Source organism: Sphingobacterium sp. HSC-15S19 (genome assembly GCF_050433745.1).
GTDB lineage: Bacteria > Bacteroidota > Bacteroidia > Sphingobacteriales > Sphingobacteriaceae > Sphingobacterium > Sphingobacterium siyangense.
The window spans coordinates 155,712-174,864 of record NZ_JBNPWQ010000009.1 but is presented as its reverse complement, the minus strand read 5'-3'; the positions used below and the strand labels follow the sequence as shown (position 1 = coordinate 174,864).

Sequence of the window (19,153 nt, the reverse complement as noted above, 5' to 3'; positions counted from 1 at the left end):
TAAGATTTAAGCAACTGAAATTAGATGAATGACCTTTTTTTTAAAAGAGTTTCCAATTTGCCATATATAAATAAATTAAAGGAAGCTGGAAGCTACCCCTATTTTAGAACCTTGGGTTCGGAAAATAACAATGAAGTCTCTAGAAACGGAAAACAGATATTGATGTTCGGATCTAATTCATATTTGGGACTCACTAACCACCCAAAAATCAAGGAGGCTGCAAAGAACGCCATAGATAAATATGGTACGGGCTGTGCTGGCTCCAGGTTTTTAAATGGAAATTTGGATATTCATCTTGAATTGGAGCAAAAATTAGCACATTTTTTAGGAAAAGAAGATTCCCTGGTTTTTAGTACCGGCTATCAGGTGAATGTAGGGTTACTTTCATGTTTGACCGGACGTTCTGATTATTTGTTGATTGATGCCTATGACCATGCCTCCATTATTGATGGCTGTCGTCTTTCGCAATCAAAAGTATTCAAATTCGCCCATGATGATATGGAGGATCTCGAAAAGAAATTAAGAAAGTTACCTGTTGAAGCCATTAAATTAATAGTCGTTGACGGTATTTTTAGTATGGAAGGTAATATCGTTAAATTACCTGCTCTTAATTTCCTGGCGAAGAAATATAACGCAACAATTATGGTAGATGATGCCCATAGCTTAGGAGTATTAGGGGTTAAGGGGGCCGGAACTGCATCTCATTTTGGTTTGACAAAAGAGGTCGATCTAATCACAGGAACCTTCAGCAAAGCGATGGCATCTCTGGGAGGGTTTGTTGCTGCTGATCGTATAACGATAGAATATATTAAACATCACGCTAGATCTTTAATATTTGGTGCAAGCATGTCGCCCGCTTCGGTCGCGAGTGCAATTGCGGCATTAGATATCGTTCAAAATGAACCAGAACTAATTGAGAAGCTATGGGATAACACACATTATGCCAGGAAACTTATGGTGGAAGAAGGATTTGATCTGGGGAATTCGGAAAGCCCGATCATTCCAATTTATATTAGAGACGATTATAAGACATTTCTTATTACAAACTACCTTGAGAAAGAAGGTGTTTTTGTAAATGCAATTATTCCTCCAGCAGTGGCTGTGAATTGTTCTATGATAAGGCTCTCCCTTATGGCAACCCATAGCTTCGGGCAAATTGAATATGCTGTAAAAAAAATAAAAAATGCACTGAAACTGTTTAATGTTGAAATTATATAATTGCAAATGATCAATTTTATAAAAAGTTGAATATTTATTTTTCTTCTATATAAATAGTTCAGCATTTAAACTCTGATCCGGATGAGTTTATAAAAAATTACCCCTAATAAATGTAATTGTTCTCTCTTTAGAATAAGCCTGCCCAATATCCTTTAGAACCGAAATTAGATACAGCGAGGCTATGATTATTATCGGCGAACAACGGCAGGAATTTTTCCCTTTTACTATTATGAAGGTTGCAGCCGAGGAAAGAAATCCGTAAATTGCAAAACAAAAATACCAACGGATACCATGGACAATAATTTTCCGGAAAAACCGAAGGAAACTGGCGAAAATATCCTTAGATCTTATTCGGCGGGAGATCTCCAGCACCCGCACTGGTACATTTATGAATATGGGAACCACAGAAAAGTACTTGTTGAAATCAACCCCGAATCAGGTAAGGTCCATTTTCTCAGAGAACTCTAGAAATAGGTTCGAATTGATCCCGGGGATTCCCTCAAAGCCCACACTTCATCAGCCAAGGTTAATATTAAGCAATGATCTTTAAACTTTTACGTTCCGGTATCTCTATCGATGACAGCAGATTCAATGAAATTTATCCGCCCCACATAAAAGAACTTGCAGGACGCCACTGGACACCAGTGGATGTGGCAGAAATGGCAGCACGATATCTTGTTGAACAATCCGGTGACAGAGTTCTCGATATCGGTGCAGGGGCAGGAAAATTTTGTCTTGTCGGCGCCTCCTGTACCAGCGGGATGTTCTATGGAGTGGAACAGCGGGAATCACTGGTCGAGATATCCAACAACCTAGCCAGCAAACATAATATCCAAAATGTGGAATTTATACATGCCAACATAGACCAGATTTCCTTTACTGACTTCGATGCTTTCTACTTTTACAACTCTTTCTTTGAAAACCTGGATACATCCTGCCCGATAGACAATAAAATCCTCCCTAGTACAAAACTCTACGATCGTTATACGAGCTATCTCTGGGACCAGCTCCGCAGGACACCTGCCGGTACGCGTGTCGTTTCCTATTACAGCGGATGGGATGAGATCCCTGAAAGTTTCGATCTTGAATACACTGCTTTTGGTGGTTATCTCAACTTTTGGCGAAAAAGCTCCTAGAATTAGCGCTCACAAAGTAACCTCAAAAACATTTTAAAGTTCCCTGTTATTTGTTTCGATGTTTTCTGAGAGAGCGGTAATATACCATCAGTATACGGTCGTAATAAAGAGCGAACAACAGGATAAAAATGGGCAACAGGAGTGTTTTTCTTCCCAGCCAGCCAAACAGAAAAGCTCCGGTAATTCCTCCAAGAAAAAATCCTGTAATGATTATTCCCCTGAGCATGATCGAATTTTTAAGACGGCTCCTGTCATTTGGCCTCCTATAAAAAATAAGCTGCGACAGCTCAATGCCCAGATCTGTAAAAAGACCTGTTAGGTGCGTGGTACGGACGACAGATCCCGATATCTTTGTAACCAGAGCATTTTGCAGACCCATGGCCAGAAGCAATATACAGGAAAACAGTACAGGGGATCCGTGGTTCATAAACTCCGATAAAGCAACAGCAGCGAGAAAAAGTATCTCTATGGAAAGCGGTAGCATGTAGGAAAAATGATCCGTATTTTTAGATGTGAGTTCCATGCTGGTATTAGCAAGAAAAGCCCCAAGAAAAAAAGAACTTACATAGAATATGCTGAGCAGCATCAGCCTGTAATTGTGGAGATATAGATCTTCGGAGAGAAAGGCAAAATGTCCGGTAACATTTGTTGTCAATGTTCCAAATGCAAGGACACCGACAATATTGACCACACCGGCCACTGTCGACAATAACGCCGCAAGCTTGACATTGTGCCCAAAGGTCCTTCCTTTATTTCTGTGTCTGAACATAACCTAATATATGGGGTAATTACAGCTGACTGCCCGCCAAAAGATAAAGAAATTTCTCCAAAAATTGCGCTTATCCCGAGCGCAACAACCTTTATCGAACTGAATCATATCTTACAGAGCACAAAGAAATCGCCTGTCGTATCCGAGTGTTTCATGAGTCTATAAGGTGTATATGCAGTATAATTATAAAGCCTTTTTTTACTTTTAAAACCTCTGTCAACCGAAATTACTTCTGTATGGTAGAAACGGAATTCCCTGTTCCTATATATGGAGTCGTAAAAGATAATTAACCTGTCCAGTATAATCTGATCTATATCACTACTGATTAGCATATTGATTTATTATTGTTCGAAAACCGCGACATTAATTCATCCGGCAATCAATCGCCTGAGAAAAAGAAATGTTAATGTAGCCTGAGGAAAGAATTACTTTGAACAAAGCTTTCAATGACAAATTTAAAACAAAATTTTGTTACAAAAAAAACAAGATTTTTATTTTTAGTCAATGCGCAATGATCCAAAAAAAGGTCATCCGTTAGTCAGATCTATGGAATGTCAATATACTATCTGATGGATTATAAGCAAAAGATACCTGTAATTATTCTGCACCAACGTATAACCAATTAAAAAATAATGGGCACAGGTTCCTGACGTCCGGCCCATTATTTCAAATTTCTCTAATCGTAATAGATATCTTTATAACGAAATAACCTTTGTAATGTTTTCCATCGATATAATTAATTCTTTGATTGGAAAGTTTTACAGGCACAAGTATTTGAAGTATATACATTATTCATCCAGTTCACCTATCTTAAATTGTAAATGATAAAAATCTATCATAGGACTTTTAAAGCTAATTTGTACTGGTGAATATTTCTGAGATTTGAACTTATTACATTTTTATAAAGCATTCCTTAAATTCAATTTTCGTCGGATTGAGGATTTTCTTTAAATTGGGTATATGGTAGCATATTACTTTAAGGAAAGAAAAGTTTTTGATTTCCGGCCGCATCCATTTGAGCTGTGTAATATCCTAGGACTTAAGAAAGTATATGAGGATAAACATTTTCTATTGAAGGTGTATAATCTGATTGATGGATCATTCTATGACTATTATCTCTATCATCTGCAATATTATCTTTCTGTGAAAAACTCCTCGGAAAAGGACTTCATTTCCCATGTGTGGCAGATCACTTCTTCCAGAATAGCTCACTTTGAACGCCAGGTTCCTTTTTCTTCAAAACATTCTCTATATATCTCAAATATTAGAAAACTTAGGGAGTTCCGGATCTTTCTAGCTCCGCTGGACAAGTGGAATATCAAACCAAACCATACGATCGTTAAGGAAAAGGAAAAGCAGATAATAGGATTACGTGCTGAGCTTGAAATATTGTCAAAAAAACTTTCCGATCTGGAGAAATATGAGGTGTCCGTTAAACCGATGATACAAGATGATCATCTTCCCACTTTTATAGACCTGCTCCAACAGATGAGAAACCTGACGCTTCCGAATGGAAGGAAATTACTTGTCAGTGACCACGAAAGCTTCTATTATAAAATGGTCTCGAAATATTTTGTCTACAATAGCAAGGACATAACGGTCAATACCGTGTGGAACTATTTCGTACAGAAAGATCCAAAAGATTCCATGAAAGGCGTCAAAATCCCCGATCAATATTATTTTGTTTGAATACAATATATTCTAAACGGCTACTCTCCGCGATAAAGTTACTAAGCGTTTCGTTATCTACAAGTATATTCCTTTGGATCATTCTCATGGTTATTGTAATTTAAAGGTTAAAGTCTTTTTTCTGACATCAATATTTTGATATCTCATATAGATGGCCTTTACTAAAAATTTGTATTTCTATAAAGTTAACAAACTATACTATCTAAAACAGTATGCAAAATTCAATTATTCTAAAATATACTTGCTACATGTATCAATGTTAGTTTTTCCTCTGCCGCAACATCCACTCATAAATTTCAGGGTTAGTCTCATAAAGATACTGAATTCCGTGGCCTTCACCTTCGATTCGATGGAAGCTGATATTACCATTGCACTTCTTTAGACAGTCGGCTATTCGTTCTGTTTCATGTATGGAGATTTCGGTATCTGCGGTTCCGTGGAATGTCAGGATAGGAATATCTTTGAGCGTGCAAATCCGAGTGGTGTCGCTATCGTTTACACCTCCGCATAATGGAACAATGGCTGCTATTTTATCGGGGTGATCCAATGCTACAGTGTACGTTCCATAGCCGCCCATACTTATTCCTGTCACATAAACACGGCTTTTATCAATGCGGTAGTTTGAGGTTACTTCATTGTATAGCGAATCAAACCAATTTTCCGTAGACCAATATCTGCCTTCTGGACATTGCGGAGCGACCATAACAAAATCGAAATCCTTTCCCTTGTCTACTAAATAGGGAAGACCATAGACCTTAAGCTTTTCTAAATCATTTCCTTTTTGTGATCCCCCGTGAAGATAGATAACTAGAGGATATTTAGCGGTGTCTAAATGATAATTTTTTGGTCTGTATGTTAAGTGTTTGTAATAGACTTTTTGTTTTTCTTGTGCAAAGGATTGCGAAATAAAGAAGCTGAAAACGAGTACTGTGAGCAGGTTGGAATAAAGATAAAACTTAGTGCTAAAAAATTTAATGAGTACTTGAAAAGTCATATTGAAAGAGGGATAAGCCGTTTACTAATTTTTAATGCTGCGCTAGAGCTGCAATACATTCCTCCCGTATCTTCCAGAGTTCATCTAATGTATATGGAATTTTATTGATCTCGATCCAGCGCGATAAGTAATCTTTGTGATATTGAACCTTGAAGTCAGTGATTTGATCGGGGCTGATGTCGATTTCTTCTAACAGATCCAGTTCAAATTTAGTCTCGTTGACTCCAATGCCCGTAAAGTCCAAGATATGATTATGATTTCTCAAATAGTTGTGAGCCTCTGGGATATATTTTAAATCATATTTGTTTAGAACATTCTTGATACTAGGAGTATTCTTACTATTCATGGTGAAAATTCCCAAGATAAGCCTTAGACTGTTGTTCCTATTTTCATCAGCTAGTCTTTTCAATATAGCATGTTTGGTGCTACAGGTGCCACATTGTTCTTCAAACAAAACCAACTTATTATCCTTGTTTTGATTTCGTCTATAATCGAGATCACTTACCCATTTACTGGCTTGTTGGAATGTATTTATACCAATAGCTATAAATGATTCAGAGACCGCTCCTGATTTGCTTTCAATTTCAAAATCTAAAGGCTTGAAAAATAGTCTTCTGGAAAAAAAGTTCGTTCGACGATTGTCGAGAATTGGCTCTCCAGATTTTTTGTTTAAGAAGTATCGGATATTTTGAATTAAAAATCTTGGATGAAAGTTGGGACCGAATTTGTCGTGACTTCTGAAAGTATTGAATATTTCCAATGCTGTTCTGGTCGAGTCAAAATAATCGATTGCAATTAATTCCCTAAAGAAAAGTTGTACATTTTCGTAGCTACTTAGAAACAGTGTGGTTTCTAACTCTTCCTCTTTGTCCTCCACGATCATCTCAATAGGATCTGGATCAGCGCCATCATTTTTGATTATAATGATCCGTTTTGTTTTCTTACGGTCAATCTTGATTTCTTCTACTTCGAGTTTGTATAGATCGAAATTGCTTGTCTCTGGATTGCACTCTGTTAAGGATAGGACTTTAGCGAGATGAACACTATCCTCTGGGTCAATCAAAGTCGATTTAAAGGGATTTTCTGCGTCTCTGATGAAAAAATCGTGCTTTCCCAAAAGAAATGAACACTCAAAAACTGAAATTCCTTTTTCCTTTCTTGCCTTGTGAAACAATAAAACTTTATCAAATGAAATGGCAGGAAAAGTAGTATTCTGAATTTTTCTTTTTCTCGAGGTCATAATCTACATCAAATATACGGTTTTTCTAAGGTCTTTTAAATAGTGCTTCTTCTTCGCTTTTTCTAATTAAAATTTCTTTCTTAATCGCTTGATCTATAATTGAGGTGAAATCTTTTGCTTCCCAATTTTTCTCTGCTTTACTGCCGCAATATTGCGCAATTTCTTTTGACGTATGCCAATCATCGAAAAAAGTATCACTTTCTTCCACTAACAACAAATAAAGAGTTCCCGTCTGGCCTAATTCCTTAGGATCTATTTTGACTATGATTTTTTCGACCATCCTCTCTTCAAAATCTATTGGAGGATAGAAATCATTTAAAGTATAAGTAACATTGTATCCGAGTTCAAATGATTTGGTGGTGAAAGCCAAAGCGAGTTTATTTAGATGTTGATCATGATATCTCGCCGAATTAGAATTACTTTCAATTGCTCCCAATATGTTCCCATCAGGATCTAATCCGAGTATCTTCTGAATGTCCCTTGTATTAATACCTAAATGTGTCCTGATTTTACGGATGATGTTTATTATGTATAGCGAAATAGAACTAATTAATATGACTTTCTTCATTAGGCAATGATCGTCTATTAGTCATTTATAAAATGTATTAGTAAAAATTTGTATTTATTTAAATATTTGATTATATTTGTGTTGAATCTTAATTTTTTATTAAGTTTAGGTATTAGACTAGAAGAGTCTCGACTGTGAATTCCGACATTTCAATTGGACGAGGCGATAGGTTTAATGCCCATTACGATATTTTATATATATTTGATATATGCTATAGCGTGTGGGCCCTATCGTTACCGTTCCAAAGCCGTCGGAAGCTGACAGTACGGTTGGTAGTGGCCTGCTATAGTGCACTAAACCCAAGAGACTCATAAATTATAAAATCAATTTATGAGTATGAACAAAAAACAACAATCAAAAAACATCATCACTGCCCCCGAGTAGCTCGGCTGGTGTGGCCAAATAGGATTTGGATTCTCTTTGCCATGGATCGCGTATCGCCAATATTATACACCTTGTGCCCCCTCATTCAAACGCGCTCTGGCTCCCAGAATGAATTAATTATTACTAATGTGAACTGAGTGACATCAGGCTCCCAATAAAAAACTGATTGCGATCGGAGAGGGGATGCTATGTGCTTTCGGTTACGATTGACTTACTGAAAAATGAACAGGATTTTAGCGCTACAATTTGCTTTTGACCAGATGATTTATGATGTCCATAAGGTCGATTATGACCCTATAAAGGAGATTGAGGCATTCTGGAATCACTATGCGTTAGAGACTGTATCTGCTAATATACTACAGCTATTGAGCACGTATCTTGATGGTGGCGCAGGAGAGAATAGGCTCCTGAAAGATGAGGAAATGCAGGAATTTGCAACTGCATTGTATCGCGTATTGATCGCCTACAATGTCGCCAATTATCGCTATATAGACCTGCGTAAAATGCAGCTGTCAGCAGAAGATAAAGAGCGCATCGGAAAAGAAATGGAGTTGAGCAAAAAAGTCGTGGAATTTTTCAGCCGGTTATCGAAGTAACTACTAACCAACTAAATGATGAATACCCTGAAATTTTTAGCCTTTTTAAGGGGCTATATAACTTATATATTTCAAGTACCTGTGAAGCACTACTTAAGCACAGATATAGTACTATTTACGCAATTATTGCGTAAGAAAATTGGACAAGGAAAAACGTACTTTAAAGGTAGTTCGACCTTGCTAAAAAAGCGCTGTAAAATTAGCGCTCAGAATCTTCTAGAAAAAGCAGATTCTTCGGGCATCCTTCGGGTTTTGTTTGAGGATCGTTCGACACTGCGTCGTACCAGCGTCGACTCTTCTTCGGGAACGCTTCGACTGCTGTTCGAGTACGCTTCGGGTAGGAGTCGAAGCGTACTCGAAGCCCTGCCGAAGCCGAGCCGAAGAAGTGCCAAGCCTGTCTCGACCATGTCCCGAAGAAGTCTCGAAGCCGAGCCAACGGTCAGTCGACGAGCCGGAGAGGCATCGTCTTGTTTGGGCTTTTGCCTGATCAACTTCGCCCCAACTTCGGCCTTTCATGCAGTCGGCCTTGAGTTTTCATCGGGATCTCATCGGGCTACATCGATCAAAACCCAATGCCGACCCGATGAAAATCCGATGAAATGTAAAAATTCGGCAGGAATTGCTCAAAAGATGGTCGACTATAGCTTGGCACAAGAAACACACAAGCTTGACTATAGCGCGACCCTAGGTTCACCCTTGCTAAGCCCTTGTTATACACAAGGACAACTAAACAATTGCACAAGACCCACACAACAAAAGCAAGCTTTTCAGCAGGTGGGAGATGCTAGATTGACTTATGGAGTGGAATCTGAACAATCTGTTTTAAGGTATTTTAAGTCGATCTGTAAGGCTTTGGTATTTCGAATCAATACTTTGCTTGGATTGATAGGTTCAGTTGTTCAGCGGGCTTTAAAATGTCTTTTATTCGATGCGGATTATAAGCGTGCCTATCGCATGGTATTGACATGCTTGTTTTTATGTTTAGTTTCTATGTTTAGTTTATCGGCTCAGACGCCCCGCAAGGATAGCGGGGCGGATGGGCTCTCCCATCTTGTTGGTTTAAAGCCGGGTGATAAGATACCTGAGGTTGTATGGAACCAGTCGCTCGAATTGAATTATTTCAATGGGAAGAAAAAAACAATCAAGTTCTCTGATCTGAAAGGGAAGCTGATCTTACTCGATTTTTGGGCAACCACCTGTCCGAGCTGTATCGAAAATATTCCACACATGGAGGGAATCCAAAAGCGGTACCCAAAAGAACTAACAGTAGTATTGGTAAATAGCAAAAGAAACAAGGATACACCCCGCCGGATTAAGCTTGTATTGGATCGATACAAGGAAAAGTACAATTTTGAAATCAAACTGTTGACCTTATTGGATGATACGATACTAACAAACCTTTTCCCCCACAATACCATACCCAATATTACCTGGATCAATCAGGAAGGTACTTTTTTAGGAAATACATTGCCGGATGAAGTCAGCATAAAAAATATCGAAGCTATTCTCCATAATAAAAATGCCGATTTACAGCTGAGCGGTGAATTTCGGAATAAGGATAACAGAATGGCAACACCACCGATCTTTGATACAACAGGTGTTAAATTCCTGTCCGCTATAACTGGCTATTTACCCGACTATCTACCAACTTATCCGAACGTCGCCTATAAGAATGATAAGTCCAACTATCAAATGGTTAATGCGGCCTTCAATTTTATGCTAAGAATTGCTTTTAAAAATGAATTGAAAGGTTTTGAAAGTACCGACTATGTGTTTGAAGAGGGGTTAAAGTATAAGATCCAACAAATGATACTGGGCGGTTCGCTCCGCCAGTACAAATACAGCTATCAGCTCTTTGTAGCAGATACAATCTCGCCCGGCAGGGCTGAGCGCTATTTTCAGCAAGCTTTTAAAGATTACTTCCACCTCACTATAGAGAGGAAAAGAGGCCCGGTATCCTGTTACAAAATCGAAATTTTGGACAATATTTCGGATTTGAAATCCAAAGGCGGTATGCATTTGGTCAATGTAAAACCCGAGGAAGGTCCAATTTCCTTTCGGAACTTTCCCTTGATAACCTTGCTCAGCCTATTGCATCACTATGTTGACCTGCCGGTTTCCTATAACAGGAATGCAGACATGCAGATCGACCTCTCTTTTCCAGTGGGTTTTGAAAGGATGCCTGTGGAAGAGAAGCTGAGTTTTTTGGCCAGTAAGGGCATCCGTCTAACCCTGCAGCAGCAGGAAAAGGAATATCCCTATATCAGCCGTATCCATTAATCCTTAAGATCTATTATTATGAAAATATGCTATTTAATAACCCTTATACTCTGTTGTCCTTTTTTATGCTACGGTCAGCAAGATAACTTGCTGATCTCAGGTCAGGTCTATTCGGGTGAAAATAAACAGGCGCTCGGGGGAGTAACTGTCCGGCTGATGGGAAAGGGTACGCTGAGTCGCAGCAGCTCGGATGGAAAATTTACGATAAGGGTGCAGAGTTTGAAAGATTCACTGGTATTCTCCAGTGTGGGGTTTATCGAGAAAAAGTTGGCGGTAAGCTTCTTTGATCGTGAAAGACCTCTGTTTTTGGACAGGCAGGTTAACTACCTGCAAGAGGCGCTGGTCAGTACGGGTTACCAGACCGTAAAAGCGCGCGATATCACAGGGGCTGTCGAAGTTGTTTCCAGTGAATTGCTGGGTCAGCAGACGGGGTTAAATGTGCTCCAGCGCCTGAACAACGTAACCGCTGGCATACGTTTTGATAACCAGCCGATCAATAACCCCGACCTGCAGAAACTGAATTTTTCAGTCCGGGGCCTGAGTACAATAAATGGAAATCTTGATCCACTGGTCGTCCTGGATGGCTTTATCTATGAAGGGGCCATCGGCAATATAGACCCAAATAACATTGAATCTGTTTCCATATTGAAAGATGCCGCCGCAAGTGCCATCTGGGGAGCCAGGGCAGGCAATGGGGTGATCGTGATGACTTCCAAAAAAGGGACGCTCAGATCGGCTCAAGCGACGAAGATCTCGTTCAGCAATACATCGGTCATCAAACAGAAGCCTGACCTGAATCAGCTCTACCAGCCATCTTCCCGGGATTTTATCGAAGTAGAACGCATGTTGTTTGACGGTGGCTATTATGATACTTTCCTCAACTATCTACCCTATTATGCGATGACTCCGGTCATCAACCTGCTGGGTGGTAGAAAAAAGGGACTCGTTACGGAGGCCGATTCGGCGCGTACGATTGACTGGCTTGCCGGTCAGGATGGCCGTCGCAATTTTTCTGATAACTTTTACGGTACGGCTTTTTCCAATCAGCTTTCCCTACATATTGGTGGGGGAAGCAACTCAAACGCTTATGGATTGGGCGTAGGCTATACGACATACCGGACAGATCTGGACGCCCGGTCGCGAAAAATAAACCTGCTCCTGTCCAACAGCTATAGACCGGTGGAAAAACTCCAACTGGATCTCACGGTAAATTTTACCCAACAGCTTGACCGCTCCGGAAAACCTGATTTTTCAGCTTTTAACATTGTGGGGAAATCTGTGCCGTATCTTTATTTTAGAGATGAGAAAGGGGAAGAAGTGCCTTTTGAAAGCATGTATAACAAGGCTTACCTCGACCAGCATTATGCAGATGGATACCTGGACTGGGGATACTATCCTTTACAGGATTACAAACAGGACCGGAAGACTAATAATCTGAACGAGTTATTTGCAACAATCAATTTGCGCTATCAGGTGTTTGACTTTTTGAGTGCCAATGTTGGCTTTCAATGGCAGAATCAGCGTGCGGAGAATGAAAGGCTACATGAAAAGGATAGTTATTTTACGCGCTTAAAAATCAATCAGTTTATGACTGTTGATCCGGTAAGCGGGCAGCGCAAGTATAATGTACCCATGGGCGCTATCCGTGCGCTGGACCAGCAGCAGGGCAGGTCGTACACAGCAAGGACACAGCTGGATTTTAACAAAACCTTTGGCCAGCATCGTCTTCAGGGTATAGTCGGTGCAGAGGCCCGGGAAAATCAGCTGTCGGGAAGTTCAAATATCGCGTATGGCTATAATGAAGTGCCGCTCACTTCAGTGCCTGTGGATTACCTGACAACGTTCCCCACGGTACCTGACAATCTATATCTAAATATCGTCGGTGCCCCGATGTTTACAAAAACGACAAATCGTTTTGTTTCCATATACAGCAACTGGACTGACCTGTACCGTGATAAATACGGCCTGTCTGCAAGCATTAGAAAAGATGGCGCCAATATCTTTGGGGCAACCACCAATGACAAATGGTCGCCCCTATGGTCCGTGGGTGCTTCCTGGCAAATAAACCGTGAGGAGTTTTTTAAAATGAAGTGGGTAGACCAGCTCAAGCTAAGGGTTACGTACGGGTATAGTGGCAATGTCGATCTCCGCAAGACTCCGGAGCCCATTGCCGGAAGTGGGACAGATCCATATACCCTGTATCCCATGTTGGGGATTTCAAACCTGAATGATCCATCACTGCGCTGGGAGAAAGTAGGAATGCTAAACTTTGGTGCCGATTTCTCCGTATTAAAAGGCCGTTTATCGGGGTCGGTCGATCATTACCGGAAATATGGAAAAGACCTTTACGGCCAGACTGCATACGATTACACGACATGGGGAAATAGCGGAACGGTCGTCAAGAATATGGCTGAGATGCAGGGCAGCGGCTGGGATATCAAACTGAATTCGATCAATACGGCCGGCCCATTCAGGTGGAGCAGTAATCTTTTGTTGGGCATCAATAAAAATAAGACGACTGCTTACTACAGCAATCTGAATGAAGGCCTGGTGTATTTTCTGGCTGATGGCAACCGGATCAATCCCGTAGTTGGCCTTCCGCTGAATGCCCTTGCGGCGTACACCTGGATGGGGCTGAATAATCAGGGGATGCCACAGGGATTGTTGAATGGCCAGGCAAGTTCAGATTATACCGCCATATTTAGATCGGCTTCGATGAACCCAATGGGCAACGAGACGATCACCTATATCGGACCCGCCAAACCGACCTCTTTTGGGAATCTGATCAATACCTTTTCGTACCGTGATTTTGATCTTTCGGTCAATGTGAGCTATAAAGGTGGTTATTATTTTAATAAGCCAACGACCAGTTACTATAACCTGTTTCAGTCCGGGATAGCCTATCCTGATTTTGAGCAGCGCTGGTTAAAGCCGGGCGATGAAAAGGTGACCAATGTTCCGGCCATGAATTACCCGGTATCGACCGATGCGGATGCATTTTATGCACGGGCAAGTATCAATGTACTGAAGGGAGACCACCTGCGGCTGGAATACATCAATCTCAGCTGGAGAAAGCGGTATAAACTACGCGCAAAGGAACTGAATCTGCGTCTGTTTGCTAATGCGAGCAATCTGGGGATGATATGGCGTGCCAATAAAGAAAAGATTGATCCTGAATTTGCCTATAGACTTCGTCCGTCAAAGCAGTTTTCACTGGGAATACAACTGGAATATTAGATAGAAATAAAATGAAACCATCATGATTTTTCAAACCACACAGTGGGACGAATAAATCTGATAGCTTCATCATCGTTAAAAAACAAATTATATACAGATGAAAAAGATAAATAAAGGCCTGTTAATCATACTGGGTATCATTGGCATACTCATGCTGCACGGTTCCTGTAACAAATATCTGGATGTACAATCAAACGATGGATTGGTGATCCCCAAAAACCTGGAAGACCTGCAAAAATTATTGGATAATAGCTCAAAGATGAATCGGGGGATAGGCTCCATGGGGGAGATCTCCGCAGATGATTATTTTTTGGAACCATCGGTTTTAGCTATGCAGACGGATATGGACCGGTTAAATTATACATGGCGGAATAATCTGTATAATTTTAGCAACGACTGGTCGGCGGGCTATGGACCTGTTTATATCTGTAATCTGGTATTGGAACGTTTGAACAAGATCCAGCGGACAGCGCTGAATGCGGGAGACTACGATCGGATCAAAGGCACAGCGCTCTTTGGGAAATCCAATCAGTACCTTTCCTTACTGTGGAATTATGCGAAGGCTTATCAAAGTACAACAGCTGCGTCAGATCTGGGCATTGTGCTGCGTGGCTCCTCGGATATGAACGAAAAGTCAAAACGTTCTTCGGTATTGGCATGTTATAATACACTCATCAAGGATCTGCGCAATGCTGCGGAATTTTTACCGCAAACGGGTACGCATGTCATGCGTCCATCAAAAGCCGCTGCTTATGGTTTATTGGGCCGGGCTTACCTATCCATGGCGAAATATGATTCGGCTTATTATTATGCGGATAAAATGCTCCAGATCAATGATGACCTGATGGATTTTAATAAACCTGCTGAGGTCAATCTGACGGGCACAAATCCCTTTTTGCGCTACAATAAGGAGATCGTTGCGTATTATGAACAGACTTCCAATGGAACACCGTTGATCCGGATAGCACAGATGGATACCGTATTGTACCGTTCTTTTGATGCGGATGATCTGAGAAAACAGGCTTATTTTAAATCGGGAGTGAACGGTTATAAGGCTTTTAAGGGAAATTATGCCGTGGCATCCAATGCATGGGAAACGGTATCCCCATTTGGAGGTATTGCGATAGATGAAATGTATCTCATCCGTGCGGAATGTCTGGCGCGTGCAGGCAAGCTGGCGGAAGCACAGGCCGATCTCAATAGGCTATTAGCTACACGATATAAAGCCGGAACTTTTGAGCCTTATCAGTTGACCATCAAAAAGGATGTACTCGATCTGATATTAAGGGAGCGACGAAAAGAGCTGATCTTTAGGGGCCTGCGATGGATAGATATCAAGAGGTTGAATCTCGAAGGAGCAAATATTGTTCAAAGGCGGTTTCTGGACGGGAAGGAATATATTCTACAGCCTAACGCAAACCGTTATGCGCTACCACTGCCTGATGATATCATCCGGGTGACCGGGATGGAACAAAACCCACTTTAATGGAACAACCAAAGCCTCCCATATAGGGAGGCTTTGGTGTTTTGGGGAACTGTTTAATTTCGGTTCACCGGATTGAAAGGAGTCGAACTCGCCCCTCCGGTACGCTCGGGAATATAACCTGAAGCAGCGCCAGCATCACCGGGTGTTGCATCCAATGAAATTTTTGCCGGATCTAAAGCCGATCCGCTCAGGTCGGTGTTGTCAATCGGAAGCGAACAGGCTTTGTTGTCCGTCGGATTACAGCTATGCCCATTTGGCGTAGTCGTCCAGCGTGACTCATCAGCAACCTGAGAGGCATTCAATGGATCTCCGTTGAAATAAACAGTTACAGGAGCTAAACTTTTTCCTGCATAAGCCTCAGCACCTTTGAATGCTGAGAATCCGATAATCATGGCTCCTCCTAATATCATGTAGCCATAATTGTTTAAAAATTTGGTTAGCATGTTGCTACCCTCCTTTCTGTACTGTAGGCCAGTAATTGATCAGTGATAGTGCTGGCCTGCAAACTTTTGGTAAATAATTGCCGGTACGGTCCTGCGTACCGGTCGTATGTGGATGCCAGCAAGCCTTTTGAATTGCCGCTGACAGTGTTGGGCGCTTGATCGTCGTAAATGCTGTCCGGTGTGTACCACTTGTCATTTGTCCGCTTGAAGTGTGTGCTTTCGTATGTAATTGCTCCTATTGCTAGAAAGCCTATCAGGAATAGTGCTATGTTTGTTTTACCCGTTAATGTACGCTCTTGGTCTTTGACAGCAGTGCGGTGCAATGCCCACCCAGTTATGGAAAGGCCAAGAACTGTGATATTTATCAATAGATGCGCGGGCCAGGAGATATGGCTGAGAAAGCTGGTACACATACAGGGTTTCTGTGCATAGACATCCAATACCCCCAGACCGATATAGATCGTAAAAACGATAATTAATACGTTAGAAGCTCTCCATCCCAGGGAGCGTAGTCTCGCTGGTGGCAAAGCTAGTAATACTCCTATACCGATTTCCATGAGCGGAAGTAGCCAAAAGAGTATCGGAGCCAGAAAACTGATAACAGGCTGTTGCTCCAGGGCGATCCGAAAGGCTCCCAGTTGCCAGATCTTATCCATGCCGACATAGATCCAAAAAAGGATCATTACCGCCCGAAGGATTTTATATATCATGCTAGTTGTTTTATTTGCTTCCATAGCCTTAATTATTTGTGCCGTGGCATTTATTATTTTTCTCCGCTGTTTTATTATTTTCGGTTGGGGTTTTATTATTTCTTTAAAAACAGGGCGCCGTACCTGTCCCCTCCATCTGGTACAGCGGCCCGCCTGAGCGTCAGCTTCTACTTTCTCGTACGCTGTAAAACAAAGGTAGTATGGAAAACAGGCCGGCGCAGGTGTAACGAAATGGTTGATTTGGAAAAATTACCTGTCTCTATATGGTTTAAACAAAGACTGGGATGTAGTGAAGGGGTAATATGTGGTAAAAAATTAGGGAGCGGATTCTTGGTAAAACAGTCGATTTGGGTGTAGCTATGGCTGTTTTTGATCGGTAGAATAAACTTGCTGAGGGGGTGTAGCGATGGCATACCCCCTGTTTTTAAAAATTTCTGTATTTTACTTACTTTAATTCCGGGAACTGTCTATTCAGTTCGGCGAGCATCGTATTCAATACTTTACGGATACGGAGAGCAGTATGAAACTCGGTGCTTTTGTCCATCCTGGTCAGGCTATGGGCAGAAAGTAAGGTCCCTTCCCGTGTTTTGACAAGCCTGGAAAACACCTCCGCAACTTCTTTTTTCTCCGACGACCACATAATATTCGCCTTAACAGATATATGCATCCAAAGTTTGAGCTCTTTGCCATTGAAATTGCTCTGAATAAACTGTTGGGGATAATTCTGCATTGTTTCAGACGGGGAGATATTTTCATCCTCCATGTACTCGCGCATCAACTTCAGCAGGCTCCTACGGTTGCTATCATACGCGAAGTCCGGGATACAGGAGAAGTGTTTTGGAAAGCGTGACAGGGCATCCATAAATGAAGGGTCTGAAGTGTACAGTTCTTTCCATCGGTTGAAAAATCCCATATGGTTAAAATTCAGGTTGACCATCAGAACCAAAAAACGATAATGCCAGTTTTTACCCTGGCGTTTGTCGTCGGCCAATTGGCGCAGTGATTCGACCATTTTGGGCAGGTAATCCTGATGCCTGTATTGAATATAGGGAATCTTACCGTTTTCAAATAGGCTGTCCATAGCTGAGAGGATTTCACCAAGATAGACCTGTGGTATGTTTTTTTGAGCGAGTTTATCAAGGATAGAGGGCATATTTACATATACATATTCATGCAGCCTGAGGTAATAATGCTCCGGCAGCGGCGTACAGGGATCAATATCTTTTTTAAATAGATGTTCGATTCGCCCAAGTAATTCTTCCAGGGCAAATAGTGCTGTAGCATTTTCAATTTTACACTCTTTACAGAAGTTATTCAGTAAAGAGTGCAGCCGCAATAATTGCGTGTGGTATAGCCGTATGGCCTGACGGGCATTATCAACTTTGATAATCTCCCGGTGCGCCTGCAACGCAAGCGCAAAATTGTTATTGCAGACCTCTGTGATTTCACACAAATACGCTGGGATATCCTCGTTATCCAGATGGACTATGGCTTCTATGAGCATTGTCAGCTTTTGTAAACTTACGATCATCTGTACCTCCTTTTGATATCTTTATGATACCAGGGCCAGCCATAGACCCCGGGATGCAGATGGAGATTGAGCTTATCGCCTTCTTTCGCATTTTCATACAGTTTAGGGTGTACGTCCATCGGCATCTGATACTGCCGTCCTTCATAGGTAAAGGAAAGCAAGAGCTCATGAATATCACAGCACACTGGACATTTCTGAACGACTACGGCCGTAATCTGCACATTCTTGGCGTCCGGTGTATGCTGGCAGTTGCCAAGGATCAGCAGCATGCGCATATACCAGATACAGGCAATGATCATAATCGGAAATTGGATGCCATATAGTTTGATCAGGCCTATCTTCTTCCAAAAAAATAGATGTGCCAATACACAGATGACGAATGCTATTGGGATCCCCTTTTTCAAGGCTGTCCAAGACGGCTGGGAACTGATCAATAATTGATAAGGGAGCCGGTCAAATAGCGCAATGCTGCTGATCAGGACGCAGACAAAAAAAACAGAGAAAAGCTGCATCACACGCTCCTGATTACGGATCTCTAAAAAAGGAATCAGCACGACCAGGATACCGATGCTGTATACGTGCTGGGATGGTGTCGAGGCCATAAAAAGTCCATATAAAGTGACCAGCATAGCTATCGCAGTAAATATGTAATTGCGGCTGAATGGGAAAGGTATTTTCTTTATCGTCCTCATGATCCAGGGGTTTATAATCAGTGAACTATTACTTTTCAAAAATACCCATAACGACAGGGAATTTTTGCTGAATACCGCCTTAATTTCAACGAAGACCGATTTTTTACAGCGAAGGCTGATTTCGGAACAACGAAGAATGCATTTCAAACAATAAAGCTTTAAATTTTCGTCCAGTAGGGT

The 19,153-nt window shown here is 41.3% G+C and carries 16 protein-coding genes; 8 read left to right on the top strand and 8 right to left on the bottom strand.

All coding sequences use genetic code 11. The annotated features are described in order from the left end of the window. Window positions 1-24 precede the first annotated feature (24 nt). The 3 genes from spt to L1283_RS09630 all read left to right on the top strand — a co-directional run bounded on the left by spt (window position 25) and on the right by L1283_RS09630 (window position 2,354). Entirely contained in the window at window positions 25-1,218 is a 1,194-nt protein-coding gene (gene spt, locus L1283_RS09640) for a serine palmitoyltransferase (protein ID WP_286847984.1), read from the top strand. A 291-nt stretch (window positions 1,219-1,509) separates the two neighbouring features. After that, window positions 1,510-1,686, top strand: a complete 177-nt coding sequence (locus tag L1283_RS09635; RefSeq protein ID WP_182982982.1) for a hypothetical protein — start codon at window positions 1,510-1,512, stop codon at window positions 1,684-1,686. A gap of 71 nt (window positions 1,687-1,757) precedes the next feature. After that, window positions 1,758-2,354 (top strand): methyltransferase domain-containing protein, encoded by a 597-nt coding sequence (locus L1283_RS09630; protein WP_182982981.1) that lies wholly within the window; start codon window positions 1,758-1,760, stop codon window positions 2,352-2,354. A gap of 46 nt (window positions 2,355-2,400) precedes the next feature. On the opposite strand, the gene L1283_RS09625 is transcribed toward L1283_RS09630, so the two are convergent. Further along, window positions 2,401-3,123: a YoaK family protein gene (locus L1283_RS09625; protein WP_286847982.1), complete on the bottom strand. Its 723-nt coding sequence runs from the start codon at window positions 3,121-3,123 to the stop codon at window positions 2,401-2,403. Between the two features lie 960 nt (window positions 3,124-4,083). On the opposite strand from L1283_RS09625, the gene L1283_RS09620 reads away from it, so the two are divergent. Further along, window positions 4,084-4,812, top strand: a complete 729-nt coding sequence (locus L1283_RS09620) for a hypothetical protein (RefSeq protein ID WP_286847981.1) — start codon at window positions 4,084-4,086, stop codon at window positions 4,810-4,812. A 259-nt stretch (window positions 4,813-5,071) separates the two neighbouring features. On the opposite strand, the gene L1283_RS09615 is transcribed toward L1283_RS09620, so the two are convergent. Genes L1283_RS09615 through L1283_RS09605 form a run of 3 tightly spaced genes read right to left on the bottom strand, consistent with a single transcriptional unit; the run spans window position 5,072 to window position 7,614 of the window. Next, window positions 5,072-5,806: a prolyl oligopeptidase family serine peptidase gene (locus L1283_RS09615; protein WP_286847980.1), complete on the bottom strand. Its 735-nt coding sequence runs from the start codon at window positions 5,804-5,806 to the stop codon at window positions 5,072-5,074. Between the two features lie 31 nt (window positions 5,807-5,837). Next, a complete protein-coding gene (locus tag L1283_RS09610) occupies window positions 5,838-7,046 on the bottom strand; it encodes a hypothetical protein (RefSeq protein WP_286847978.1) in 1,209 nt (402 codons plus the stop codon). A 25-nt stretch (window positions 7,047-7,071) separates the two neighbouring features. Further along, window positions 7,072-7,614 (bottom strand): hypothetical protein, encoded by a 543-nt coding sequence (locus tag L1283_RS09605; RefSeq protein ID WP_286847977.1) that lies wholly within the window; start codon window positions 7,612-7,614, stop codon window positions 7,072-7,074. Between the two features lie 605 nt (window positions 7,615-8,219). Here L1283_RS09605 and L1283_RS09600 point away from each other — a divergent pair. The 4 genes from L1283_RS09600 (at window position 8,220) to L1283_RS09585 (ending at window position 15,597) form a co-directional block, all read left to right on the top strand. Next, the gene (locus tag L1283_RS09600) at window positions 8,220-8,594 is read left to right on the top strand and encodes a hypothetical protein (protein ID WP_286847975.1); all 375 of its coding nucleotides are present in this window, start codon (window positions 8,220-8,222) and stop codon (window positions 8,592-8,594) included. Window positions 8,595-8,675: 81 nt separating this feature from the next. Next, entirely contained in the window at window positions 8,676-10,874 is a 2,199-nt protein-coding gene (locus tag L1283_RS09595) for a TlpA family protein disulfide reductase (RefSeq protein ID WP_312352262.1), read from the top strand. Between the two features lie 18 nt (window positions 10,875-10,892). After that, complete coding sequence (locus L1283_RS09590) at window positions 10,893-14,111, top strand: SusC/RagA family TonB-linked outer membrane protein (RefSeq protein WP_286848423.1); 3,219 nt, start codon at window positions 10,893-10,895, stop codon at window positions 14,109-14,111. A gap of 97 nt (window positions 14,112-14,208) precedes the next feature. Next, complete coding sequence (locus L1283_RS09585) at window positions 14,209-15,597, top strand: RagB/SusD family nutrient uptake outer membrane protein (protein WP_286848424.1); 1,389 nt, start codon at window positions 14,209-14,211, stop codon at window positions 15,595-15,597. 53 nt (window positions 15,598-15,650) lie between these two features. Here the strand turns inward: L1283_RS09585 and L1283_RS09580 are convergent, their stop codons facing one another. The 4 genes from L1283_RS09580 to L1283_RS09565 all read right to left on the bottom strand — a co-directional run bounded on the left by L1283_RS09580 (window position 15,651) and on the right by L1283_RS09565 (window position 18,973). Beyond that, window positions 15,651-16,007 (bottom strand): hypothetical protein, encoded by a 357-nt coding sequence (locus L1283_RS09580; RefSeq protein ID WP_286848426.1) that lies wholly within the window; start codon window positions 16,005-16,007, stop codon window positions 15,651-15,653. A 26-nt stretch (window positions 16,008-16,033) separates the two neighbouring features. Next, window positions 16,034-16,750: a MauE/DoxX family redox-associated membrane protein gene (locus L1283_RS09575; RefSeq protein ID WP_312352261.1), complete on the bottom strand. Its 717-nt coding sequence runs from the start codon at window positions 16,748-16,750 to the stop codon at window positions 16,034-16,036. A 445-nt stretch (window positions 16,751-17,195) separates the two neighbouring features. After that, window positions 17,196-18,281, bottom strand: a complete 1,086-nt coding sequence (locus tag L1283_RS09570) for a hypothetical protein (RefSeq protein WP_286849666.1) — start codon at window positions 18,279-18,281, stop codon at window positions 17,196-17,198. Beyond that, window positions 18,278-18,973, bottom strand: a complete 696-nt coding sequence (locus tag L1283_RS09565) for a hypothetical protein (protein WP_286849664.1) — start codon at window positions 18,971-18,973, stop codon at window positions 18,278-18,280. The genes L1283_RS09570 and L1283_RS09565 overlap by 4 nt, the downstream gene beginning before the upstream one ends. Between the last annotated feature and the right edge of the window lie 180 nt (window positions 18,974-19,153).